Source organism: Lacticaseibacillus parakribbianus (assembly GCF_025490915.1).
GTDB lineage: Bacteria > Bacillota > Bacilli > Lactobacillales > Lactobacillaceae > Lacticaseibacillus > Lacticaseibacillus parakribbianus.
On record NZ_JANQBA010000030.1, the window covers coordinates 1 to 2321 of the forward strand.

Annotated in this window: 23 tRNA genes; all 23 read left to right on the forward strand. The window is 52.3% G+C overall.

Annotated elements, in window-relative coordinates:
* The first annotated feature begins 45 nt into the window (after positions 1 to 45).
* The 23 genes from NUH19_RS12930 (at position 46) to NUH19_RS13040 (ending at position 2112) form a co-directional block, all read left to right on the forward strand.
* Positions 46 to 118, forward strand: a tRNA-Val gene (locus tag NUH19_RS12930).
* Between the two features lie 31 nt (positions 119 to 149).
* A tRNA-Gly gene (locus NUH19_RS12935) sits at positions 150 to 221 on the forward strand.
* A 27-nt stretch (positions 222 to 248) separates the two neighbouring features.
* Positions 249 to 322, forward strand: a tRNA-Arg gene (locus NUH19_RS12940).
* Between the two features lie 5 nt (positions 323 to 327).
* Positions 328 to 401 (forward strand) — tRNA-Pro (locus tag NUH19_RS12945).
* Positions 402 to 439: 38 nt separating this feature from the next.
* Positions 440 to 513: transfer RNA gene (locus NUH19_RS12950), tRNA-Met, on the forward strand.
* 7 nt (positions 514 to 520) lie between these two features.
* Positions 521 to 594: transfer RNA gene (locus tag NUH19_RS12955), tRNA-Ile, on the forward strand.
* Between the two features lie 47 nt (positions 595 to 641).
* Positions 642 to 715: transfer RNA gene (locus NUH19_RS12960), tRNA-Met, on the forward strand.
* A 2-nt stretch (positions 716 to 717) separates the two neighbouring features.
* Positions 718 to 791 (forward strand) — tRNA-Asp (locus NUH19_RS12965).
* A 5-nt stretch (positions 792 to 796) separates the two neighbouring features.
* Positions 797 to 869: transfer RNA gene (locus NUH19_RS12970), tRNA-Phe, on the forward strand.
* Positions 870 to 881: 12 nt separating this feature from the next.
* Positions 882 to 952, forward strand: a tRNA-Gly gene (locus NUH19_RS12975).
* A gap of 14 nt (positions 953 to 966) precedes the next feature.
* Positions 967 to 1040 (forward strand) — tRNA-Ile (locus tag NUH19_RS12980).
* 18 nt (positions 1041 to 1058) lie between these two features.
* Positions 1059 to 1146 (forward strand) — tRNA-Ser (locus NUH19_RS12985).
* A 6-nt stretch (positions 1147 to 1152) separates the two neighbouring features.
* Positions 1153 to 1224: transfer RNA gene (locus tag NUH19_RS12990), tRNA-Glu, on the forward strand.
* 10 nt (positions 1225 to 1234) lie between these two features.
* Positions 1235 to 1324 (forward strand) — tRNA-Ser (locus NUH19_RS12995).
* An 11-nt stretch (positions 1325 to 1335) separates the two neighbouring features.
* Positions 1336 to 1409 (forward strand) — tRNA-Met (locus tag NUH19_RS13000).
* A gap of 19 nt (positions 1410 to 1428) precedes the next feature.
* Positions 1429 to 1502, forward strand: a tRNA-Asp gene (locus NUH19_RS13005).
* Positions 1503 to 1506: 4 nt separating this feature from the next.
* Positions 1507 to 1579 (forward strand) — tRNA-Phe (locus NUH19_RS13010).
* A gap of 8 nt (positions 1580 to 1587) precedes the next feature.
* Positions 1588 to 1668, forward strand: a tRNA-Tyr gene (locus tag NUH19_RS13015).
* A 5-nt stretch (positions 1669 to 1673) separates the two neighbouring features.
* Positions 1674 to 1744: transfer RNA gene (locus tag NUH19_RS13020), tRNA-Trp, on the forward strand.
* A 15-nt stretch (positions 1745 to 1759) separates the two neighbouring features.
* Positions 1760 to 1832 (forward strand) — tRNA-His (locus NUH19_RS13025).
* A gap of 6 nt (positions 1833 to 1838) precedes the next feature.
* Positions 1839 to 1910 (forward strand) — tRNA-Gln (locus tag NUH19_RS13030).
* An 8-nt stretch (positions 1911 to 1918) separates the two neighbouring features.
* Positions 1919 to 1990, forward strand: a tRNA-Cys gene (locus tag NUH19_RS13035).
* Positions 1991 to 2028: 38 nt separating this feature from the next.
* A tRNA-Leu gene (locus NUH19_RS13040) sits at positions 2029 to 2112 on the forward strand.
* The last annotated feature ends 209 nt before the right edge of the window (positions 2113 to 2321 follow it).

Sequence of the window (2321 nt, forward strand, 5' to 3'; positions counted from 1 at the left end):
TGGGTGACTGCCTGCGAGGGTAGGAAGCTGCCGCGCTTCATTTATGGAGGATTAGCTCAGTTGGGAGAGCGTCTGCCCTACAAGCAGAGGGTCACAGGTTCGAGCCCTGTATCCTCCAGTGCCACTCAGGCATTGGATCACAGTTTCATGCGGAAGTAGTTCAGTGGTAGAACATCACCTTGCCATGGTGGGGGTCGCGAGTTCGAATCTCGTCTTCCGCTTCGCCGCTCGGCGAAACAATGTAATATGCACCCATAGCGCAACTGGATAGAGTGTCTGACTACGAATCAGAAGGTTGTAGGTTCGACTCCTACTGGGTGCAGTGCTCGGGAAATAGCTCAGCTTGGTAGAGCACCTGGTTTGGGACCAGGGGGTCGCAGGTTCGAATCCTGTTTTCCCGATAGGAACGACTTGCTCGTTCTTTTTAATTGAGATTTATCGCGGTGTAGCTCAGCTGGCTAGAGCGTCCGGTTCATACCCGGGAGGTCGAGGGTTCGATCCCCCCCGCCGCGATTGGCCTGGACCTTTAGCTCAGTTGGTTAGAGCAGACGGCTCATAACCGTCCGGTCGTAGGTTCGAGCCCTACAAGGTCCATCCGTTCTTTACACGGTGGATCGCAGTAGGTATACTAAATATATTATCGCGGGATGGAGCAGTCTGGTAGCTCGTCGGGCTCATAACCCGAAGGTCGTTGGTTCAAATCCAGCTCCCGCAATTGGTTCCATGGTCTAGTTGGTTAGGACGCCTGCCTGTCACGCAGGAGATCACGAGTTCGAGTCTCGTTGGAACCGGTGTCGGCTCGGTAGCTCAGTTGGTAGAGCAATGGATTGAAGCTCCATGTGTCGGCAGTTCGATTCTGTCCCGCGCCAGTATCCGCATATGCGGGTGTAGTTTAGTGGTAAAACCACAGCCTTCCAAGCTGTTGTCGCGAGTTCGATTCTCGTCACCCGCTGGATCGAGATTTATGGGCCTATAGCTCAGCTGGTTAGAGCGCACGCCTGATAAGCGTGAGGTCGATGGTTCAAGTCCATTTAGGCCCAGTGTTCCAAGATTAATATGGAGAAGTACTCAAGTGGCTGAAGAGGCGCCCCTGCTAAGGGTGTAGGTCGGGAAACTGGCGCGAGGGTTCAAATCCCTCCTTCTCCGTTCTGCGGCCCGTTGGTCAAGTGGTTAAGACACCGCCCTTTCACGGCGGTAACATGGGTTCAAATCCCGTACGGGTCATGCCTCATATGGAGAATTACCCAAGTCTGGCTGAAGGGAACGGTCTTGAAAACCGTCAGGTGGGGAAACCCACGCGAGGGTTCGAATCCCTCATTCTCCTTTATAAATTATCGCGGGATGGAGCAGTCTGGTAGCTCGTCGGGCTCATAACCCGAAGGTCGTTGGTTCAAATCCAGCTCCCGCAATTACAATTGAATAATTGTTGGTTCCATGGTCTAGTTGGTTAGGACGCCTGCCTGTCACGCAGGAGATCACGAGTTCGAGTCTCGTTGGAACCGTTATGGCTCGGTAGCTCAGTTGGTAGAGCAATGGATTGAAGCTCCATGTGTCGGCGGTTCGATTCCGTCCCGCGCCATTTTTTTCGGAGGATTAGCGAAGAGGCTAAACGCGACGGACTGTAAATCCGTTCCTTCGGGTTCCTAGGTTCGAATCCTAGATCCTCCATTTATAGGGATATAGTTTAAAGGTAGAACTACGGTCTCCAAAACCGTCAGTGTGGGTTCAATTCCTACTATCCCTGCTTTTTGTTAATATGGCGGTATTGGTGAAGTGGTTAACACACTGGTTTGTGGATCCAGCATACGTGGGTTCGATTCCCACATACCGCCCTTGATTGGGGTATAGCCAAGTGGTAAGGCAACGGACTTTGACTCCGTCATGCGCTGGTTCGAATCCAGCTACCCCAATTGCTCACGGCGGTGTAGCCAAGTGGTAAGGCAAAGGTCTGCAAAACCTATATGCGTCGGTTCAAATCCGATCACCGCCTTTCTCAGGCTGTCGCTTCGAGAAATAGATGAATATTATGCCGGCATGGCGGAATTGGCAGACGCGCTGGACTCAAAATCCAGTTCCAGCGATGGAGTATCGGTTCGACCCCGATTGCCGGTATCATCGGTCCCAGAGATGGGGCTTTTTTTGTACCCTGCGGCAAGTCGCCTGGGCTCAACCGAGGTCGCAGTGGCAATCGCGGCACGGTAAGCACCCAATAACAGACCGGATATGATTGCCCCTTGCCGGGCAGTATGATTGCCTCATCAAATCTAAATTGGTGAGGTAATTTTATGGATGAGAAACCTGAGATTGTTCGGATCAAATTA